A 1,654-nucleotide genomic window follows, 5' to 3' on the forward strand; every position below is an offset into this window, starting at 1 on the left:
GCCGGATGCGCTCGGGGCGCCGAGAGCGTTGGAGCCGCCGGGTGCGCCGGCCGGTGCCTGCGAACGTACCAGGGACGGCGCGTACAGCGTGCCCCCGCGCACCGCGAGCTGGGGCGCCCCCTCGGCGATCTCGCCCAGGGCGGCCGGGATCGCCGCCACCGAGGCGTCGTGGGCGTCCACGTCGACGAGCCCGAAGCGCCCGGGGTGCTCGGACTGCGCCGAGCGCAGCAGCCCCCACAAGCCCGAGTGGGACAGCGCATGCACGTCCTCGTCCGGGCCGGCGGCCACCGCGCGTTCCGTCAGTACGACGAGCCGGATGTCCGCGAGCCGTTCGCTCGCCAGCCACTCCTGGACGAAGGCCAGTCCCTCGTGAAGGACCGCCCGCACTTCCTCGTCGACGGCCCGGTCGGGCACGGTGCCGGGACCGAAGGCGACCACGACGGCTTCCGGCGCTACGCCACCCGCGTCGAGCTCGCGGCGCAGGTCGTCGAGACCCGCGTACGCGGTGAACCCGGCCACCTCGGCCTCGGTGCCGGGTCGGGGACGGGCCCGGAGACGGTCACCGCCGATCAGCGCCCAGCGCACCGGCCGGCCGGTCGACCGCTGACGGACCTCGCGCCACGTGACCTCGTAGAGAGGAGCCGCAGCAGCGGAAGCGCCCAGAGCAGCGGCGAGCCGGTCACGCTTCACGGGACGCATGGCCAGCGCGTCGAGGGAGAACACCGGAGCTCCGGACAGGTCCACGGCACGGCAGGACAAGTGTCCGTCATCGTCCCGGGTCAGCCGGACGCGCACCGCGTCCGCGCCCGATGCCTGCACGGTCATGCCCCGCCAGACGAACGGCAGCAGCAGGCTGTCGGCCGGCACCTCGAACAGGCCGCCCGCCAGCCACGGCTGGAGCGCGGCATCGAGGAGCGCGGGATGGACCGCGTAGCGCGGGGCGTCGGCCACCACACGACCGGGGAGCCGTACCTCCGCGAAGACCTCGCCGTCGCGGCGCCAGACCGACTGCAGACCGCCGAACACCTCGCCGTACTCGTATCCCAGCTCCGAGAACCGGTCGTACAGCACTGCCGGCTCGACGGGCACGGCGTCGGCGGGCGGCCAAGCCTCGCCGGCCCAGGCATCTGCCATGCTGCCGGCCTCCGGAGGCCGCAAGCTCGCCGGGGCCAGCATGCCGACGGCGTGCAGTGTCCAGGGGGCATCGTCCGCGTCCGTACCGGGACCGCCGGCTCCGGCGACGATGAGATCGTCCGGCCGCGCGTGTACCGACACGTGACGCCTGCCCGACTCGTCGGCATCGGCGACGCGGACCTGGATCTGCACCCCGCCGCGCTCCGGCAGGACCAGCGGTGCACGGACCTCGAGCTCCTCGACCACGTTGCACCCGGCGACCGAGGCGGCATGCAGGGCGAGTTCGATGAATGCGGTACCGGGCAGGAGCGCGGTGCCGGACACCGCGTGGTCGGTCATCCAGGCGTGCGTGGCACGGGACAACCGCCCGGCGAGCAACACCTCTCCCGAGCCCGCCGGCCGGAACGCACCGCCGACGAACGGATGCTCCTGCCAGGTCATGCCGAAGCGAGCGGCTGCGAGATCCCCGACGCCTGCGGGGGATGTCTCGGCCCAGTAGTGGCGGCGTTGGAAGGGGTAG

At 74.0% G+C, this 1,654-nt stretch carries 1 protein-coding gene; it reads right to left on the minus strand.

Annotated elements, in window-relative coordinates; genetic code table 11:
• On the minus strand, positions 1-1,575 hold a 1,575-nt coding region (locus IH00_RS0136245), incomplete at its 3' end, for a polyketide synthase dehydratase domain-containing protein (protein ID WP_031080753.1).
• Positions 1,576-1,654 lie beyond the last annotated feature (79 nt).

This window comes from Streptomyces sp. NRRL S-118, assembly GCF_000716335.1.
GTDB lineage: Bacteria > Actinomycetota > Actinomycetes > Streptomycetales > Streptomycetaceae > Streptomyces.